The organism is Actinopolyspora mzabensis (assembly GCF_900101095.1).
GTDB lineage: Bacteria > Actinomycetota > Actinomycetes > Mycobacteriales > Pseudonocardiaceae > Actinopolyspora > Actinopolyspora mzabensis.
Genome location: NZ_FNFM01000006.1, coordinates 326,179 through 342,899 on the forward strand (window position 1 = coordinate 326,179; position 16,721 = coordinate 342,899).

General features: G+C 69.0%; 11 protein-coding genes and 1 tRNA gene. 10 read left to right on the plus strand and 2 right to left on the minus strand.

Annotated features, from left to right (window positions below):
- Nucleotides 1–99 precede the first annotated feature (99 nt).
- The gene (locus tag BLR41_RS12370) at nucleotides 100–2,463 is read right to left on the minus strand and encodes a DEAD/DEAH box helicase (RefSeq protein WP_176797963.1); all 2,364 of its coding nucleotides are present in this window, start codon (nucleotides 2,461–2,463) and stop codon (nucleotides 100–102) included.
- 452 nt (nucleotides 2,464–2,915) lie between these two features.
- On the opposite strand from BLR41_RS12370, the gene BLR41_RS12375 reads away from it, so the two are divergent.
- The 4 genes from BLR41_RS12375 to BLR41_RS12390 all read left to right on the plus strand — a co-directional run bounded on the left by BLR41_RS12375 (nucleotide 2,916) and on the right by BLR41_RS12390 (nucleotide 10,685).
- A complete protein-coding gene (locus BLR41_RS12375; RefSeq protein ID WP_092628257.1) occupies nucleotides 2,916–5,339 on the plus strand; it encodes a sodium-translocating pyrophosphatase in 2,424 nt (807 codons plus the stop codon).
- Between the two features lie 220 nt (nucleotides 5,340–5,559).
- Nucleotides 5,560–6,144: a hypothetical protein gene (locus BLR41_RS12380; RefSeq protein ID WP_092628258.1), complete on the plus strand. Its 585-nt coding sequence runs from the start codon at nucleotides 5,560–5,562 to the stop codon at nucleotides 6,142–6,144.
- Between the two features lie 185 nt (nucleotides 6,145–6,329).
- Complete coding sequence (gene topA, locus BLR41_RS12385) at nucleotides 6,330–9,419, plus strand: type I DNA topoisomerase (RefSeq protein WP_176797964.1); 3,090 nt, start codon at nucleotides 6,330–6,332, stop codon at nucleotides 9,417–9,419.
- Between the two features lie 21 nt (nucleotides 9,420–9,440).
- The gene (locus tag BLR41_RS12390) at nucleotides 9,441–10,685 is read left to right on the plus strand and encodes a DNA polymerase III subunit delta' (RefSeq protein WP_092628259.1); all 1,245 of its coding nucleotides are present in this window, start codon (nucleotides 9,441–9,443) and stop codon (nucleotides 10,683–10,685) included.
- Between the two features lie 10 nt (nucleotides 10,686–10,695).
- On the opposite strand, the gene BLR41_RS12395 is transcribed toward BLR41_RS12390, so the two are convergent.
- Nucleotides 10,696–12,246, minus strand: coding sequence for a hypothetical protein (locus tag BLR41_RS12395; RefSeq protein WP_092628260.1), 1,551 nt, complete (start codon nucleotides 12,244–12,246; stop codon nucleotides 10,696–10,698).
- Between the two features lie 103 nt (nucleotides 12,247–12,349).
- Here BLR41_RS12395 and BLR41_RS12400 point away from each other — a divergent pair.
- From BLR41_RS12400 to BLR41_RS12425, 6 genes are all read left to right on the plus strand, one after another.
- A tRNA-Thr gene (locus BLR41_RS12400) sits at nucleotides 12,350–12,426 on the plus strand.
- 161 nt (nucleotides 12,427–12,587) lie between these two features.
- Nucleotides 12,588–12,983 (plus strand): DUF3224 domain-containing protein, encoded by a 396-nt coding sequence (locus BLR41_RS12405; protein WP_092628261.1) that lies wholly within the window; start codon nucleotides 12,588–12,590, stop codon nucleotides 12,981–12,983.
- A 163-nt stretch (nucleotides 12,984–13,146) separates the two neighbouring features.
- Nucleotides 13,147–13,614: an NUDIX domain-containing protein gene (locus tag BLR41_RS12410; protein WP_092628263.1), complete on the plus strand. Its 468-nt coding sequence runs from the start codon at nucleotides 13,147–13,149 to the stop codon at nucleotides 13,612–13,614.
- Nucleotides 13,615–13,745: 131 nt separating this feature from the next.
- Complete coding sequence (locus tag BLR41_RS12415; protein ID WP_092628264.1) at nucleotides 13,746–14,162, plus strand: PPOX class F420-dependent oxidoreductase; 417 nt, start codon at nucleotides 13,746–13,748, stop codon at nucleotides 14,160–14,162.
- A 64-nt stretch (nucleotides 14,163–14,226) separates the two neighbouring features.
- Complete coding sequence (locus BLR41_RS12420) at nucleotides 14,227–14,907, plus strand: VOC family protein (RefSeq protein ID WP_092628265.1); 681 nt, start codon at nucleotides 14,227–14,229, stop codon at nucleotides 14,905–14,907.
- A gap of 918 nt (nucleotides 14,908–15,825) precedes the next feature.
- Nucleotides 15,826–16,659, plus strand: a complete 834-nt coding sequence (locus BLR41_RS12425; RefSeq protein ID WP_245694099.1) for a DUF4231 domain-containing protein — start codon at nucleotides 15,826–15,828, stop codon at nucleotides 16,657–16,659.
- Nucleotides 16,660–16,721: the final 62 nt, after the last annotated feature.

Below are 16,721 nucleotides of genomic sequence, written 5' to 3' on the forward strand. Positions count from 1 at the left end.
GGGGCTTCGTCGCCCCGGTTCGCCGGGGTGCGGTGGCGGAGACTTCCCGCCCCGATCCCGGCCCCGCGGTTCCATAACAGAATCCGGCGGTGCTGGAGGTCAGGCCGGTGCGACATCGGTCCGCTCGGCCAGCAGCACGTCCAGTACCGCCACCGCCCCCGCCTTGTCCAGCGGTTCGTTGCCGTTGCCGCACTTCGGCGACTGAACGCAGGACGGGCAGCCGGCCGAGCAGTCGCAGGCCACGATCGCCTCCCGCGTGGCGGCCAACCACGGGAACAGCGCGGCGAAACCGCGATCGGCGAACCCGGCACCCCCCGGGTGTCCGTCGTGGACGAACACCGTCGGCTCCCCGGTGTTCGGATGCAGCGCGGTGGACACTCCGCCGATGTCCCATCGGTCACAGGTCGCGAACAGCGGTAGCAGGCCGATCGCCGCGTGCTCGGCAGCATGCAGCGCGCCGGGGATGCGCGCCGGATCCAGCCCGGCGCCCCCCGGTGCGCTGCTCACCAGCAGTTCCTCGTCGAGGCTGTACCACACCGCCCGCGTGCTCAGGGTTCGTTCGGGTAGGTCGAGCGGCAGCTGATCCAGTACTTCTCCGCTGGGCATCCTGCGCAGATACCCCGTCACCCTGGAGGTGACCTCCACCTCGCCGAGATTGATCGACAATCCGTGCGACGTTCGCCGCTGCCGCTGAGTGCGCAGCACCGCGATGTCGGTTTCCTCGCGTGGTGAGGTGTTCCACTCCGGATCCTCGGCGTGGACCAGTGCGATCCCCTCATCGAGGTCCAGCTCGTCCACCACGAACGATTCGCCCTGGTGCAGGTAGACGGCTCCCGGGTGGACGAGACCGTGGGCCGATTCCGGATCCACCGTTCCCAGCAGTCTGCCGGAGTCACTCTCCACCACGGCCGTCTGCTGCCCACCCGAGCCGCGCAGTTCCACCGAGCGGTGCGGTGGTTGCCGTGCCGTCCAGTACCACCCGTTCCGGCGAGCGCGGAGCTCGCCGGCCTCGGTGAGCCGAGCCACGCTCTCACGTGCCGTTTCGCCGCCGAACTCCTCCAGCGCCCGTTCGTCCAGTGGTAGTTCGGCCGCGGCGCAGGCGAGGTGCGGCCGCAGCAGGTGGGGATTGCCCGGATCCAGCACCGTGGCTTCCACCGGACGGTCGAAAACGGCCCCCGGATTGTGGGCGAGGTAGGTGTCCAGCGGGTCGTCCCTGGCCACGAAAACGACCAGCGCCCCGTCGCCCTCGCGCCCAGCGCGGCCCGCCTGCTGCCACAGCGAGGCCAGTGTCCCCGGGTAGCCCGCGATGACCACCGCGTCCAACCCGGAGATGTCCACCCCGAGTTCCAGTGCGCTGGTGGTCGCCAGGGCACGTAACTCACCCGAATGAAGCGCGCGCTCCAGTTCCCTGCGTTGTTCCGGCAGGTAGCCGCCACGGTAGGCGGCGACTCGGTTCACCAGCTCCGGCGCCACCTCCCGCAGCGAGCGCTGCGCCCCCAGCGCCGCGAGCTCGGCCCCGGTGCGGGAGCGTACGAACGCCAGGCAACGCGCCGACTCGATCACCAGATCACTCATGATCCGCGAGGTCTCCGCCCCGGCGGAGCGTCGAACCGGTGCCCCGTTCTCACCGGTGACCTCCTCCAGCAGCGGTGGTTCCCACAGCGCCATGGTGCGCCCGCCGCGCGGGGAACCGTCCTCGGTGACCGCGTGACAGGTCCGACCGGTCAGGGTGCCACCCAGTTCGGCCGGTGCTGCGACGGTGGCCGAGGCGAGCACGAAGACGGGGGCGGCCCCGTAGTGTTCCGCGACACGGCGCAGCCTGCGCAGCAGCAACGCGATGTGCGAGCCGAAAACACCCCGGTAGGTGTGGCACTCGTCGACCACGATGTAGCTCAGGTTCCGGAAGAACCGGGCCCAGCGCGAGTGCCGCGGCAGTACCCCGTGGTGCAACATGTCCGGGTTGCTGAACACCCATCTGGCGTGTGCCCGTACCCAGTCCCGCTCCGTTCCGGGGGTGTCACCGTCGTAGGTGGCCGGTCGTATCCCGGGCAGGTCGAGTCCCGCGACCGAACGCAACTGGTCGGTTCCGAGTGCCTTGGTGGGCGAGACGTACAGCGCGGTGGCGCGGCTGTCGAGGTCCAACCGGGTCAGCACCGGAAGCTGGTAGGCCAGCGACTTGCCGGAGGCCGTGCCCGTGGCGACCACGACGTTCTCCCCGCTGTGCGCGAGTTCCGCCGCTTGTAGTTGATGGATCCAGGGACGCTCCGTCCCGCGGGCGCGCAGCGCGGCCACCAGCCGCTCCGGTGCCCAGTCCGGCCACTCGCCGTACCGGGCGGGGCGTTCGGCGAGATGTTCGACGTGGCGCACCGGGGACTGCTCGGGTGGGGTGCCCGCCAGCACCCGGTCGAGCAGCCGGTTCCCGCCGGTCGCTCCGTACGCACGGTCGCGTCCCGTTGAACTCACGCTCCGAGCCTCGCACAACCGGCCGTCGGTGGTGCGCGCAGTGCGAGTTCCCCGGGTTGGTGCTCGGGGCGGCTCCGCCGGGCTACTCCTCGGGCGAGTCCCCGGTCAGCTCGCGGGCCGGCTCGCGTCCCGAGATCCGGAAGGCCACGCCGAGCGATCCCCCGTGCGGCCCACGCTGTGCACGGCTCCCGTGCCGATCTCCATCGCTTCAGTCGCCGCACCGTCCCCCTGAACGGGTGATCGTCCGGATGCCTTGATCGATCCATGGTGGAAGAATGCGCACTCCGGAACGAGCGGAAGATCACAAAGTGAATCGAAGCACTTTGCATGGAAAGGGTCGCGGATGCCGCGTACGGGGCGGGGCAGCACCGCTCGCCTCGGTGGGACACCGGTGTCCGAAGCCGGATCCGAAGCTCTCCGGCACGTGACCCGAGCACAACCGAGGAGGACGAATGTCCCTGCTCAACGTTGCCCGGTCCGGGTGGGCCGCGAGCACCGGACCGCGGCCCGCGCCACCGGGGGGTGAATTCGCGAACACGGCGGCGGAATCGCGAGCCGTGCCGCACGGCGGTCACGTCCTGGCTCAGGAGCCGTCGTCCCTGCTGCGGCTCGACGCCGCCGATTACACGATCGTCGGAATCGTACTGGTCATCGCACTGGCCGCTCTCGTCTTCGGCTATGTGCTCATCCGGGAGGTGCTGGCGGCAGCCGAGGGATCCGAGCGGATGCGCGAGATCGCCCGAGCGGTGCAGGAGGGTGCCTCGGCCTATCTCAACCGCCAGTTCCGCACCCTGGCGTTCTTCGCGGTGGTCGTGTTCCTGCTGCTGTTCGCGCTCCCCGCCGAGACACCGGCACAGCGAATCGGCAGATCGGTGTTCTTCCTGTTCGGCGCGGCGTTCTCCGCCGCCATCGGCTATCTGGGCATGTGGTTGTCCACGCGGGCCAACCTGCGTGTCGCCGCGGCGGCCAACGACCCGACCGCGGGCAGAACCAAGGCGATGCGGGTGGCGTTCCGCACCGGCGGGGTGGTCGGCATGACCACCATCGGCCTGGGACTGTTCGGCGCCGCGCTGGTGGTGCTGGTCTACGCGGGGCAGGCGCCACGCGTGCTGGAGGGCTTCGGATTCGGTGCCGCGCTGCTGGCGATGTTCATGCGTGTGGGTGGCGGAATCTTCACCAAGGCGGCCGACGTCGGTGCCGACCTGGTCGGCAAGGTGGAACAGAACATCCCCGAGGACGATCCGCGCAACGCCGCCACGATCGCGGACAACGTGGGTGACAACGTCGGCGACTGCGCCGGGATGGCGGCCGACCTGTTCGAGTCCTACGCCGTGACCCTGGTGGCCTCGCTGATCCTGGGAACGGCCGCGTTCGGCACCAAGGGACTGCTCTTCCCGCTGATCGTGCCCGCCATCGGGGTGATCACCGCCGTGATCGGCGTCTACATCACCCGGGCGCGCAGCGGTGAGAGCGCGTTGCTCGCCATCAACCGCTCCTTCTACATCTCGGCCGCGATAGCGGCCGTGGCCTGCGCGGTCGCCGCGCTGCTCTACCTGCCCGGCTCGTACGCCGAACTGAGCGGAGTGCCGCCCCAGATCCTCGACCTCGGCGGCAACCCCGCCGTGGTCGCGCTCGTCTCCGTGATCATCGGCATCGCGCTCGCCGTCGTCATCCTCAAACTCACCGGCTACTTCACCGCCACCGAGCGCAAGCCGGTACGCGACGTCGGCAGGTCCTCCACCACCGGTCCCGCCACGGTGATACTCACCGGCTTCTCGGTCGGCTTCGAGTCGGCCGTCTACACCGCGCTGGTCATCGCGGCGGCGGTCTTCGGGGCCTTCCTGCTGTCCGGCTCCATCTCGGTGGCGCTGTTCGCGGTCGCGCTGGCGGGTTGCGGTCTGCTGACCACCGTCGGTGTGATCGTCGCGATGGACACCTTCGGCCCCGTGGCCGACAACGCGCAGGGCATCGCGGAGATGTCCGGCGAGTTCGAGGGCGAGGGGGCGGCCGTGCTCACCGAGCTGGACGCGGTCGGCAACACCACGAAGGCCATCACGAAGGGCATCGCCATCGCCACCGCCGTGCTGGCCGCCACCGCGCTGTTCGGCTCGTACCGCGACGCGATCGGCAGCGCACTGGCCGAGATCGGTGCGCAGCTCACGGTCGGCGAGTTCCTGGTCTACGCCCCGAACGTGCTCGTCGGGATCGCCATCGGTGCCGCCGTGGTGTTCCTGTTCGCCGGGCTGGCCATCAACGCGGTCTCCCGGGCGGCGGGAGCGGTGGTGCACGAGGTGCGCAGGCAGTTCTCCGCCAAACCTGGGATCATGGACGGCTCGGAGCGTCCCGAGTACGGCCGGGTGGTCGACATCTGCACCAGGGACTCGCTGCGGGAGCTGGCCACTCCGGGGCTGCTGGCTGTCCTCGCGCCCATCGCGGTCGGCTTCGGGCTGGGGGTCGGGCCGCTGGCCGGCTACCTCGCCGGTGCGATCGCGGTGGGAACCCTCATGGCGATCTTCCTGGCGAACTCGGGCGGTGCCTGGGACAACTCCAAGAAACTGGTCGAGGACGGCTACCACGGCGGCAAGGGGTCGCCGGCCCACGAGGCCACCATCATCGGTGACACGGTCGGCGACCCGTTCAAGGACACCGCCGGTCCCGCCATCAACCCGTTGCTGAAGGTGATGAACCTGGTTTCGGTGCTGGTGGCACCCGCCGTGGTCACCGTGACGGTGGGGGTCGACGCCTCGCTCGGGCTGCGGATCACCATCGCGGTGGTCTGCTTCCTCGTGATAGCCGCGGCGGTGATCTCCTCGAAGCGGAGGAGCACCGCCATCGCCGAGAGCTCCGGGGACGAGGTCGTCAACGGCGCCAAGTGATTTCGGAACCGTGACCACCTCGTCTTCCGTTGTTACTTCCGTGGCGGAGAACCCGCGGCGGTGCCGATGGCGAGGGCGGTTGGAGTTCGCCCTGCGTCGATGAACCGGCGATTTCGCGGGAAATCGACGCCGCCCGGAAGCTTCGTGCCGGTTCCCCGGCCCGGTTCCGGTGATCGTGTGCTCTGGCGCCCGGCGTGCGCTGGACTCTACGATCACCGGAGTGGGCCAGCTTTCGTTCTTCTCGGCCGAGGCGCGGCCCGCTCGTATCGCCGATCTGGCAGGTCTGCTCTGCGGCCACGGCCAGGTGACCGGTTTCGGGCGCGGCACCGCCGCGCGCCTGTCCGTCGTGCTCACCGAGACCTGGCGGGCCCGCGCACTGCACGAGATGTTCCGGGCGCGGGGCGTCCCCTTGGAAGTCTCCCGAGCCGAGTGCGGTGAATCGCTGCTGCGGACCTCGTTCCGGGCAGATCTGACCCAGCTGGCGGCGAATTGGTTACACGGCGCGGTAAAGTCGGTGCCGAACGGATTCAACCCGGATGGTTCGGCGCTGCGCGTCTGGACGCTCATCGCGGGCGCCCCCACCGCTGGGGGGTATCTACTCGGGCTGGATCCGAGCGTGCCGGAGACTCACGAGCCGCTTGCTTCGTCACTCGGCCGTGCGGGCCTACCAGCCAGGACGGTCGGTTCGCCGGGTGCGGAGCCCGCGTTGCGGATCGTGGGCCGGCGTCGCCTGACTCGGTTGGCCGAGCTCGTCGGACCCGCGCCGAACGGCGCTCCTGGGGGAGCATGGCCGCTGTCGCCGTGAGTCGTTCGACACACCTCCTCGTGGGAGTCATGGCGGAACACTGCCGAGGTCGGGGACGTTCGGCCTGGTGAAGCGCGCGGAGCCGGGGCGGCGTGTGTCACGCTGTGCGTTCCCCGGGACGGCGAACAGGACCGGACACGGTGCACACTGACGGATCGGACACCTCCAGACGAGAGCAGGTAGGCGTGGCTGGCTCGACACGGACGAAGAAGGACGGCGCCAAGGGGCGCGCTTCTAAGGCATCCACCGGGAGCTCCGGCGGTCGGCGGCTGGTGATCGTCGAGTCCCCGGCCAAGGCGCGCAAGATCGCTTCCTTCCTCGGCTCGGACTACCAGGTCGAGTCGTCGCGCGGTCACATCCGGGACCTCCCGCGTGGTGCCGCCGACGTTCCCGCCGATTACAAGGGGCAGTCCTGGGCACGCTTCGGCGTGAACGTGGACAACGACTTCGAACCGCTGTACCTGGTGACCGACGACAAGCAGGACACGGTCGCGGAACTCCGGGAGGCGCTGTCCGACGCCGAGGAGCTCTATCTCGCCACCGATGGCGACCGGGAGGGCGAGGCGATCGCCTGGCACCTGCAGGAGACGTTGCAGCCCGCCGTCCCGGTGTACCGGATGGTGTTCCACGAGATCACCGAGTCCGCCATTCGCGCCGCCGCGGCCAACCCCCGCGAGCTCGACAACGACCTGGTGGACGCGCAGGAGACCCGGCGCATCCTGGACCGGCTCTACGGCTACGAGGTCAGCCCCGTGCTGTGGAAGAAGGTCATGCCGAAGCTCTCGGCGGGGCGGGTGCAGTCGGTGGCTACCCGCATCGTCGTGCAGCGGGAGCGGGAACGCATCCGGTTCGTGCCCGCCTCCTACTGGGACATCGCCGCCACGCTGCACACCGCCGACGACGAATCCGCCCGGCAGGGCGGCTTCGGTGCCCGGCTGGTCAACGTCGACGGCTCCCGGCTGGCGACCGGGCGCGACTTCGGCCCGGACGGCGAGCTCACCGGCGACGCCCTGGTGCTGGACGAACCGCGTGCCCGTGCGCTCGCCGAAGGGCTGGCCGACACCGAGCTGACCGTCTCCGCCGTCGAGGAGAAGCCCTACACGCGCAAGCCCTACGCGCCGTTCATGACCTCCACGCTGCAACAGGAGGCTGGTCGCAAGCTCCGGTTCTCGGCCGACCGCACCATGCGGACCGCGCAGCGGCTCTACGAGAACGGCTACATCACCTACATGCGTACGGACTCCACGACGCTGTCGGACACCGCGATCGCGGCGGCGCGGCAGCAGGCCGGGGAGCTGTACGGCAACGACTACCTGTCCGCGCAGGCCAGGCAGTACACCCGCAAGGTCAAGAACGCGCAGGAGGCCCACGAGGCCATCCGCCCCGCGGGGGAGAACTTCCGCACCCCGCGCCAGGTCGCCTCGGAACTGGACACCGACGGCTCCAAGCTCTACGAGCTGATCTGGCAGCGCACCATCGCCTCCCAGATGGCCGACGCCAAGGGAACGACCATGTCGGTGCGGGTCACCGGCACCGCCACGAGCGGGGAGGAGTGCACCTTCGCCGCCTCCGGTCGCACGATCACCTTCGCCGGTTTCCTCAAGGCCTACGTCGAGTCGGTGGACTCCGAGGCCGGTGGGGTCGCCGACGACGCGGAGTCGCGGCTGCCACGCCTCGTCGAGGGGCAGCGGGTCTCGGCGGGCGAGCTCGACCCGGACGGGCACACCACCAGCCCACCCGCCCGCTACACCGAGGCCAGCCTGGTCAAGGCCCTGGAGGAGCTGGGGATCGGGCGGCCCTCCACCTACGCCTCCATCATCAGCACCATCCAGGAACGCGGCTACGTCTGGCGCAAGGGTTCGGCGCTGGTTCCCTCCTGGATCGCGTTCGCCGTGGTGGGGCTGCTGGAGCAGCACTTCTCCAGGCTGGTGGACTACGACTTCACCGCCGCGCTGGAGGACGAACTCGACCGGATAGCCGAGGGTGCCCAGCAGCGCACCAAGTGGCTCAACGGGTTCTACTTCGGCGGTGACATCGGGCCGCAGGACTCCATCGGCCGTGCCGGGGGGTTGAAGAAGCTCGTCGGGTCCGGGGTGGAGGAGATCGACGCCCGACAGGTCAACTCCATCCCGATGTTCACCGACGACGACGGACGCACGGTCTACGTCCGGGTCGGCCGCTACGGTCCCTACCTCGAACGCAGCGCTTCCGCGTCGAGCGAGGGCAACGGCGAGTCGCAGCGCGCCAACCTGCCGGACGCGTTGCCGCCGGACGAGCTGACCCCCCAGGTGGCCGAGAAGCTGTTCGCCACCCCGATGGAGGGCAACACCCTCGGTACCGACCCGGAGACCGGCCACGAGGTCGTCGCCAAGGACGGGCGGTTCGGGCCCTACGTCACCGAGATCCTGCCGGAGGGCACCAAGACCAAGCCGCGCACGGCCAGCCTGTTCAAGTCGATGTCGCTGGACACGGTGACGTTGCAGGACGCGCTGCGGTTGCTCTCGCTGCCGCGCACGGTGGGGACCGATCCCGACACGGGGGAGGAGATCACCGCGCAGAACGGTCGTTACGGGCCTTACCTGAAGCGGGGCAGCGACTCGCGCTCGTTGGACAACGAGGAGCAGATCTTCACGATCACGCTGGAGGAGGCCCGCGCCATCTACGCGCAGCCGAAGCAGCGTGGTCGCAGGGCCGCGGCGCCTCCGCTGCGCGAGCTCGGCGAGGAACCGGACACCGGCCGGAACCTGGTGGTCAAGGACGGCCGGTTCGGCCCGTACGTCACCGACGGCGAGACGAACGCCTCGCTGCGCAAGGGCGACAGCGTCGAGGAGCTGACCAAGGAACGCGCCGTCGAGCTGGTCGCCGAACGACGTGCCAAGGCTCCCGCCAAGAAGGGCGGCAAGAAGTCCGGTAGCTCCGGCTCCAACGGCGGTAAGAGCGGCTCCAAATCCGGTGGCGGCAACGGTTCCGCGGGATCCGGCACCTCGGGCAGCGGCACCAAGAGCGGCACCGGCGGTTCGGGCGGCAAGAGCACCGCAAAGAAGTCCGCCACCGGCAAGGCGAGCGGCTCCGGAACCAAGAGCTCCACCAGCAAGAGTTCCACCAGCGGCACGAGCGGGAAGAGTCCGGCGAGCAAGGGTTCGGGCACCAAGAGCTCGACGACCAAGAGCTCGGGGAGCAAGAGCTCGGGCAGCAAGAGCAACGGCTCCAAGACCAGGAGTTCCGCGTCCGCGAGTTCGGAGGGGCAGCGAGCCGCGGATCGTTCCAACACGTGATCGGGTTTCGAGGTACCGGCGATGGCAAGCGAGACAGCGGCCCCGACAGCCGGGGCTGTCGCCGATCGAGAGTCCGAGGGCATCTGGGCCGAGGTCGTCGGCCAGCCCGAAGCGGTGCGTACCCTGCGCGAGGCCGCTCGGGCGGCGCGTGACCGGCTGGCGGGGCACGACAGCGGAACCGGGGCCATGACCCACGCCTGGCTGTTCACCGGTCCACCGGGTTCGGGACATCCCGTCATGGCCCGCGCGTTCGCGGGAGCGCTGCAGTGCACCGACCCGGAAACGGTCGGCTGCGGCGGCTGTGTCGCCTGCGAGACGGCACTGGCCGGGACGCACGCCGATGTCACCACGGTGGTCCCGGAAGGTCTCTCGATCTCGGTTGCCGAGATGCGTTCGCTGGTGCAGGCGGCGGCCCGACGCCCCAACACCGGTCACTGGCGGGTCGTGCTCATCGAAGACGCCGACCGGCTCACGGAGGGCGCGGCGAACGCGCTGCTCAAAGCGGTCGAGGAACCTCCCGCGCGCACCGTTTTCCTGTTGTGCTCCCCCTCGGACCATCCCGCCGACGTGCCGGTGACCATCCGCTCCCGGTGCCGGGGCGTGCAGCTGCGCACCCCGCTGACGGAGGCGATCGCCGAGGTGCTGCACCACCGGGAGGGTGTGGAGCGGTCCATGGCCGACTGGGCGGCCTCGGTGTGCGGCGGACACGTCGATCGCGCTCGTCGGCTGGCCACCGACCAGCAGGCCAGGGAACGCCGCGAGGCCGTGTTGCGCATCCCGTTGGGGCTGCGCGGGCTGTCCGAGGTCTTCAGCGAGGCGAGCGGTCTGGTCCGCGCCGCCGAGACCGAGGCCGGTGAGGCCAACCAGTCGCGCGACGAGGCCGAGAAGGAGGAGCTGCGTACCGCGATGGGGGCAGGTGGCACCGGCAAGGGGACCTCCTCGGCCACCAAGGGTGCCAACGCGGCGTTGAAGGAACTGGAGAAGAAGCAGAAGGCCCGCGCCACCCGGTCACAGCGGGACGCGCTGGACCTGGCGTTGGTCGATCTCGCCGGGTTCTACCGGGACGTGCTGGCTCTGGGCTTCGGGGCCGAGGTGCCGCTGAACCACCCCGACTTCGCGAACCAGGCACGCAGGGCGGCCGCGGAGTGGACCTCCGAGACCGCCCTGCGCCGATTGGAGGCGGTGCTGCGCTGCCGGACCGCGCTGGACCGCAACGTCAAACCGATCATCGCCGTGGAGGCGTTGGCCGCCGAACTCCACCGATGATCCCGGAGGCTCATCCCCGGCGGCGCGGCAGTGCCGCCACCAGCACCGCACCCAGCAGCAACAGGGCCGTTCCGCTCCAGAACAGCGGCACCGCGTGGTAGGCCCCCGAGGTCTTCGCCAGCGGCGGGGAGTCGCCCCCGCTCGCAGGTGGGGTGGTGCTCGTGGGCTGGGTCGAGGTCGAGCAGTCGACCCCACCCTCCGGCGCGTTCGCCCTGGCGAACTGTTCACCGAACGAGATCTGGGCGAGTGCGCTGGAGAAGCCGAGCAGCTCGTTCGGCAGGATCTTCAGGTCCAGCAGCCGTGCCCCGGCGCGTACCGCCGTACCGTCCTGCTGCTTGGTCAGTTCACCGAGACTGAGCCGCAGCACACCGATATCCAGTACGTTGGGCTCGTCCGAGTGGCCCACCAGCGGAACGTCGGAGTCGAGTCCCGAGGTGGGCAGCGGGATACCGATCGGAAGTTCGAACTCGGGGTTGGCCGCGTCCAAAGTGAACAGTTCCTCGCCGCCCCGGCTGATCCGCAGTACCGGCGCGCTGTAGTCCACCGCGGACGTCTTCGGGTCGCCGGTCGCCGTCGCGGTGAGGGTCGGTTGACTGACGATGTCGATGCGCAGTTCCTGCGAGGTCCCGGCGAACAGCCGGATGCTGGCGACGTCGAACCGCGAGGTGGAGCGGACCGCCTTGTTGGCCTGCCCCGGCACGTCCACCAGCCGCACGTTGGAGCGGGCGTGCATGATCTCGGGAACCCGCAGCAGCGAACCGGACGCGTCGGAGTCGCCGGCACCTCCCAGCAGTCCCCCCAGTCGCTCGAGCGGCCCGGCCAGCCGGTTCAACCCGTCGCGCAGCGCCCCCGCATCGGCTGCGGCGAGTTCGCTCGTCCCGCCGGAGACCTTCTCGGCGAGCTCGTCCTCCTGGCTCTGCAGCGAGGGCAGCACGTTCAGCGCCGAGACGCTCGCCAGGGTGGTCTCGGCGTCGGCGATCGGTTTCACGCAGGGGCCGAGTTTCTCGTCCCAGCGGGCATGCACGTTGCCCTTCAGCAGGCCGAGGTCGAGCAACTTGTCCAGTGGAGTGGACGGTGGTTCCAGACCTCTGGTCCTGGGGTCGGCGTGATCGGGCACCGCGGTCTGTGCCAGCGAGCCGGGTAGCGCGGGTGCGTTGCCTCCCACCGCGAATCCGAACGGTGCGGACTCCGCGATCGCGTGCTCCTGGGCGAGGTAGGCCTTCGAGTCGGCCTTGGCCGTTGCCAGGCCCATCCCGGTTTCCACCAGCGCCTGCCTGGGCAACTGCTCGTCGAACTCGGGCGCGTCCAGGATCGACTCGCCCGGCACCGCGTTCGGCAGCACCCGCAGCAGGCCGATTCCGGTGCCCGCCTCTGCCACCACCGGCCCGGGAACCGGGTTCTCCGGCTCGCCCCGTCCGGGGGGCTGCCCCGGGATCTCGGGGGAGGGGGTGGGGGTTTCCGGGGGCGTGCTCTGCGCGGTCGCGGCGGGAAGGCTCAGACACGCGACGGCGAACGAGACGGCGGAACAGATCGCGATCCGGTGGACAGGGGGTATGCGCATCCAGCACCTTCCGGTATTCCCGTGATCGTCATCACTCCACCTTTCAACGAGCCGGGGGGCTGCGGGTGACGTTCACGTACCCGCTACACTTGTACGCGGTTTCGCCGCCTTAGCTCAGTCGGTCAGAGCGACGCACTCGTAATGCGTAGGTCAGGGGTTCGACTCCCCTAGGCGGCTCCACCGGTGACCGGCCGTTTTCCGCCATGCGGGAGACGGCCGGTTCTCGTTTCGGCCCGATTCTCCTCGTCGCTCGCCCCGCGATTTCGCGAGAAATCGACACTGACCGCAGCGGGTGCTTCCGAATACCCCGTGATGTCGGGGCTCCCCGATAGCTTCGGCCCATGACCGAGCAACAGCAGAGCCGCGCAGTCGAGATCCCGTTCGAGGTCCTGGAGTGGGACGAGTCCGTTTACGAGGAACCGGAGGAGGGCCCCAAGCTCTCCCGCATCTCGATCCGTAAGCGGTACCGGGGCGCGCTCGACGGCACGGGCACCGGCGTAGTGCTCACCGCGGGAGGAGCCTCCGGCGGGGGCTACGTGATCTCCGAACGCTTCGAGGGCACGCTCGACGGTCGGCACGGTACCTTCGTGCTGCAGCACGGCGGGCTCGCGGACGGTACGGAGCAGCGCACCTACGGCACCATCGTCCCCACGTCCGGAACCGGGGAACTCACCGGCGTGGCGAGCCGCTCCGTCGAGTTCGAGCACGGCCTGCTCCGGCTGGAGTACACGCTCTGATCCAGCCCCTCGCCGCCGGGCCCGACGGGAGGTCCACCGTCGTCGAGCCGAGCGAAGAGTGGCACTGGGCACACCCTCCTGACATTGGGCACACCGACCCGAGGGCGGGATCGCCGGGGTGTCGGCACCGACATCGCGCCACCCCGGCACCTAAGGTTTGCCCATGGCGGATGAGCACGGGACGACCGTTTCGAGGATGGCGGCAGGCGCGCTGTTCGTCGCTCCCGGCGGAGAGGTGCTGCTCGTCCGCAAGACCTACGGCAACCGGTGGGACATCCCCGGTGGTTACGTCGAGCCCGGTGAGTCACCCGCGCGGGCGTGCACCAGGGAACTGGTCGAGGAGCTGGGGATTCGGCGGTATCCGAGTCGGATACTGGTCGTGGACTGGGCCCCCACCGACAGCGAGCCCGACAAGCTGCTCTGGGTGTTCGACTGCGGTGAGCTGGCAGCCGACGAACAGCGCGTCCGGCTCGACTTCGACGAGCTGGACCACTGGGAGTGGGTTCCGGTGGCCGAGCTCGACGAGTACCTGATCCCGAGGCTGGCCCGCAGGCTGCGTGGGGCCCTCACGGCTCGTGAGCTGGGTGGGACCGTCTATCTCGAACACGGCGAGCCGGTGCTCGGGGAGTAGCCGCACACCGGGGTAAGGCACCGTACACGTCTACGTCGCGGGCTTCCGCCACGTCTCGCCGGAACCGTGGCATTGACTTCGAGCGCGCTCGAAGATCTAGATTCACCGCGTTACCGAACGGGAGTGGGCGGATGAGCTTCATCGAGGTCGAGCGCGAGTACCTGCGGGGGCAGCTGCTGGGCAGGCTCGCCACGGTGGGAGACGACGGAACGCCGCAGGTCAGACCGCTCGGTTTCCGGCTCAACGAGGACGGAACCATTGACCTGGGTGGCCCGAGGGTCGCTTCCACCAAGCGGTACCGGAATGTGTCGGAGAGACCCCGCGTCGGGTTCGTGGTGGACGACATGACACCCGACGAGCCGGGGAACGTGCGGCCGGGGATGGGCCGTGGTGTGGAGATCCGGGGGCTGGCGCGGACGCTGCGGGTGGCTGATCCGCCGGGTGAGCCTTCGCTGGCTGGGCCGGACATCATTCGCCTGTACCCGAAGCGGATCGTCAGCTGGCACATCGATCCGGAGAATCCCAACGGTTACGCCAGGAACGTGTGAGCGGCGATCAGCCGCACATTCGCGCGCTCGACGCCGCGTCCCGCGAAGCAACGGAGGAGACGACGTGCGGATCTCGACGGTCGAACACCACGTGAGTGACCTCGCGGCGGCGGTGGCCTTCTACCGCGATCTGCTGGGGCTGCCGGTCTCGTACGACGAGGGTTCCGCCCGCGTCACGCTCGGTTCGAGCGAGTTGTGGCTGACCCCCGGACCCGCGACCGCGGCGGCACACCACCTCGCCTTCGACGTCCCAGCGGAGAACTTCGACGCCGCGGTCTCGTGGTTGGCGGAGCGCGTGCCGCTGCTGCGCTCCGCCGATACCGGCGAACACGAGATCGAGGGCCCCGCGGGCTGGAACTCGCGTTCGGCCTATTTCACCGGTCCCGACGGCGAGGTGCTGGAGTTGATCGCCCGGAGGCGGGTGCGCCACCGTCCGGCGCCTGAGGGATTCGGGCCCGAACACATCGCCTCCATCAGCGAGGTCGCAATCGCGGTGGACGACGTATCCGCCACCGCTGCCGAGCTGGGGCGTCGTTTCGGCCTCACCTCGTTCGGGCCGAGTTCTGAAACCTTCGGTCCGGTGGGTGAGGAGGCGGGATTGCTGATCCTGATGCGGACCGGGCGGGCAATGGCGCCCGACCGGGTGAAGCACAGTGCACCGTTGCCGCTGACGGTGTGGTTGGCGGATGTGGGCACCGCCGGGAAGTTTCGACCGAGTGACGCCTGCACGGTGGTCATCGATTGATCGGCCGTGGCGGCGGTGAGCTCCGTGAGTGGACCACTGGCGCGGGCGTCCTCCCGTGAGCCCCCTGCCTCCGCTCGGGCGTCGCGAGCGGGCCACTCGGAAAATGCGAGTGATTTACACAGAACATCGCTCCGGAAAACGCGAAAAGCGTTCCCAACGTTGCCCGTCGAGTGTGGTCGAAACTCCGGACCTGCTCCACTTGATACTTCTTCGGGATGAATTCGGAGGTCGGAATATTTCGTTTTCGGCTGTCGGTTCGTTCGGGGGAGTGCTGTCGGTTTTCGGGGGTGCTTGGTGGTGTTTTCGCTGTACAGGTAATATGGCGCCTTCCGGTTTGACGGTTTCGGATGGCACGTGCCGGCGGGTGGCTCGAACGGGGGTGGAATTGTCGTGATCCTGTGAGGGTGCTACGGGTGCTTTCTTTCGGGGCCTATTCATTCCGGCTGCCCAATGTGTCCTCTGTTCGTGCGATAAAGCGACTGGGTGATGTTTTTCGGGAAGCGCTGTTGCTCTCGCTCCCAGTGGGTGATGCGCGGTGGTCCGATCGTGGGGGCTCGGCGAGATGCGGGGAGATGCCGCCGGCGCGGGGAGATGTCGCCGGGTGGAGGTGTGTCGTCCTCGTCGTGGCGATCCTGACGTGGATTGTGTGTCCACTGTGGACTTATTGTATGTTTCCCCGTGTCCGTGCGAAGTACGCCATGTGCCGGGGGTTCGTGTCCGTGACTCGCCTGACCGCGCGGCTGGTGTCTCGTGGATGATGTGACGGGTCGGTGACTGCCGGTGAACGGTGTCGATGCCGCTCTGCGGGGGACTGAATGCGTAGCGTTATTCGACCACTCTGGGCGTCACTCCGTCAGCCGATTGCAGTAACGCTGTTGAGCTATTTCGATCACAGTGACGCCGTGAAGGGATCGTGTGATGAGCAGTACCGAGGTCAGCACGGGGATTGTCGGGGGAGGTGTGCTCTCCGCCGAATCAGACCCCGATGACGTCGCTCGACGTATCGCGGACCTCTCCGAACAGGTGCACCGGGCGCTGCTGTTACGACGCCTGTTGGCGGTATGGGCGCTTCCCGCCAATGTGGCGCTGGTCGCGTTGACCGTGAGCTGGTTCGCGTTGGGCTGGAGTCCGGGATGGAAGCTGTCGACACTCGTTTCGGTGATTCCGATGATCTCCGTAGTGGGGTCGGCCTTCCTGCTCTACCGGCAGTACTTCAAAGTACGCGATATGGCGATCGAACTGCGCGAACTGAACCAGGCTCGGCGTGAGCAGTCACTCGACGACGTCGGCTCCGGCGGCGACCTGCTGGCGGCGCACAAGCGCTACCGGGCCTACCTGCCCGATGCGATTCGTGCTTATCGCAGGCAGGCCCGGCGTCTTCGTCGTGCGCACAACGCCTTGCAAGTCGTGATCATTTCCGGCGCGATCGTGACGTCGGTGATCGCGGCGATCTCGGTCACGATGGCCGACGTCCGTTGGGCCGTGGTGGGGGTGAGCCTGCTGGTCGCGTTGACCGCCGCGTTGTCCGGCTTCGCCAAGTACCGTGAACGGGGGGTCAACCTGCAGCAGACCGCGGACGCGTTGGAACGTGAGTACCATTCGGTGGAGCTTCGGGTCGGCAAGTATCGCCGGTTCGACAGCGAGCAGGCCGCTTACGCGGAATTCGCCCACGAGGCGGAAGTGTTGCTGGACGAACACGCCAAACGTCAGCAGCAGGTCGGCCCGGCCATGTTGCCGGACGCCCTCGTGTAGGTGCCGGGTCGCGGTCCGCCGAACGTTCCGTGACCCGGCTCGTGCTCGATACGGTGTGCGAC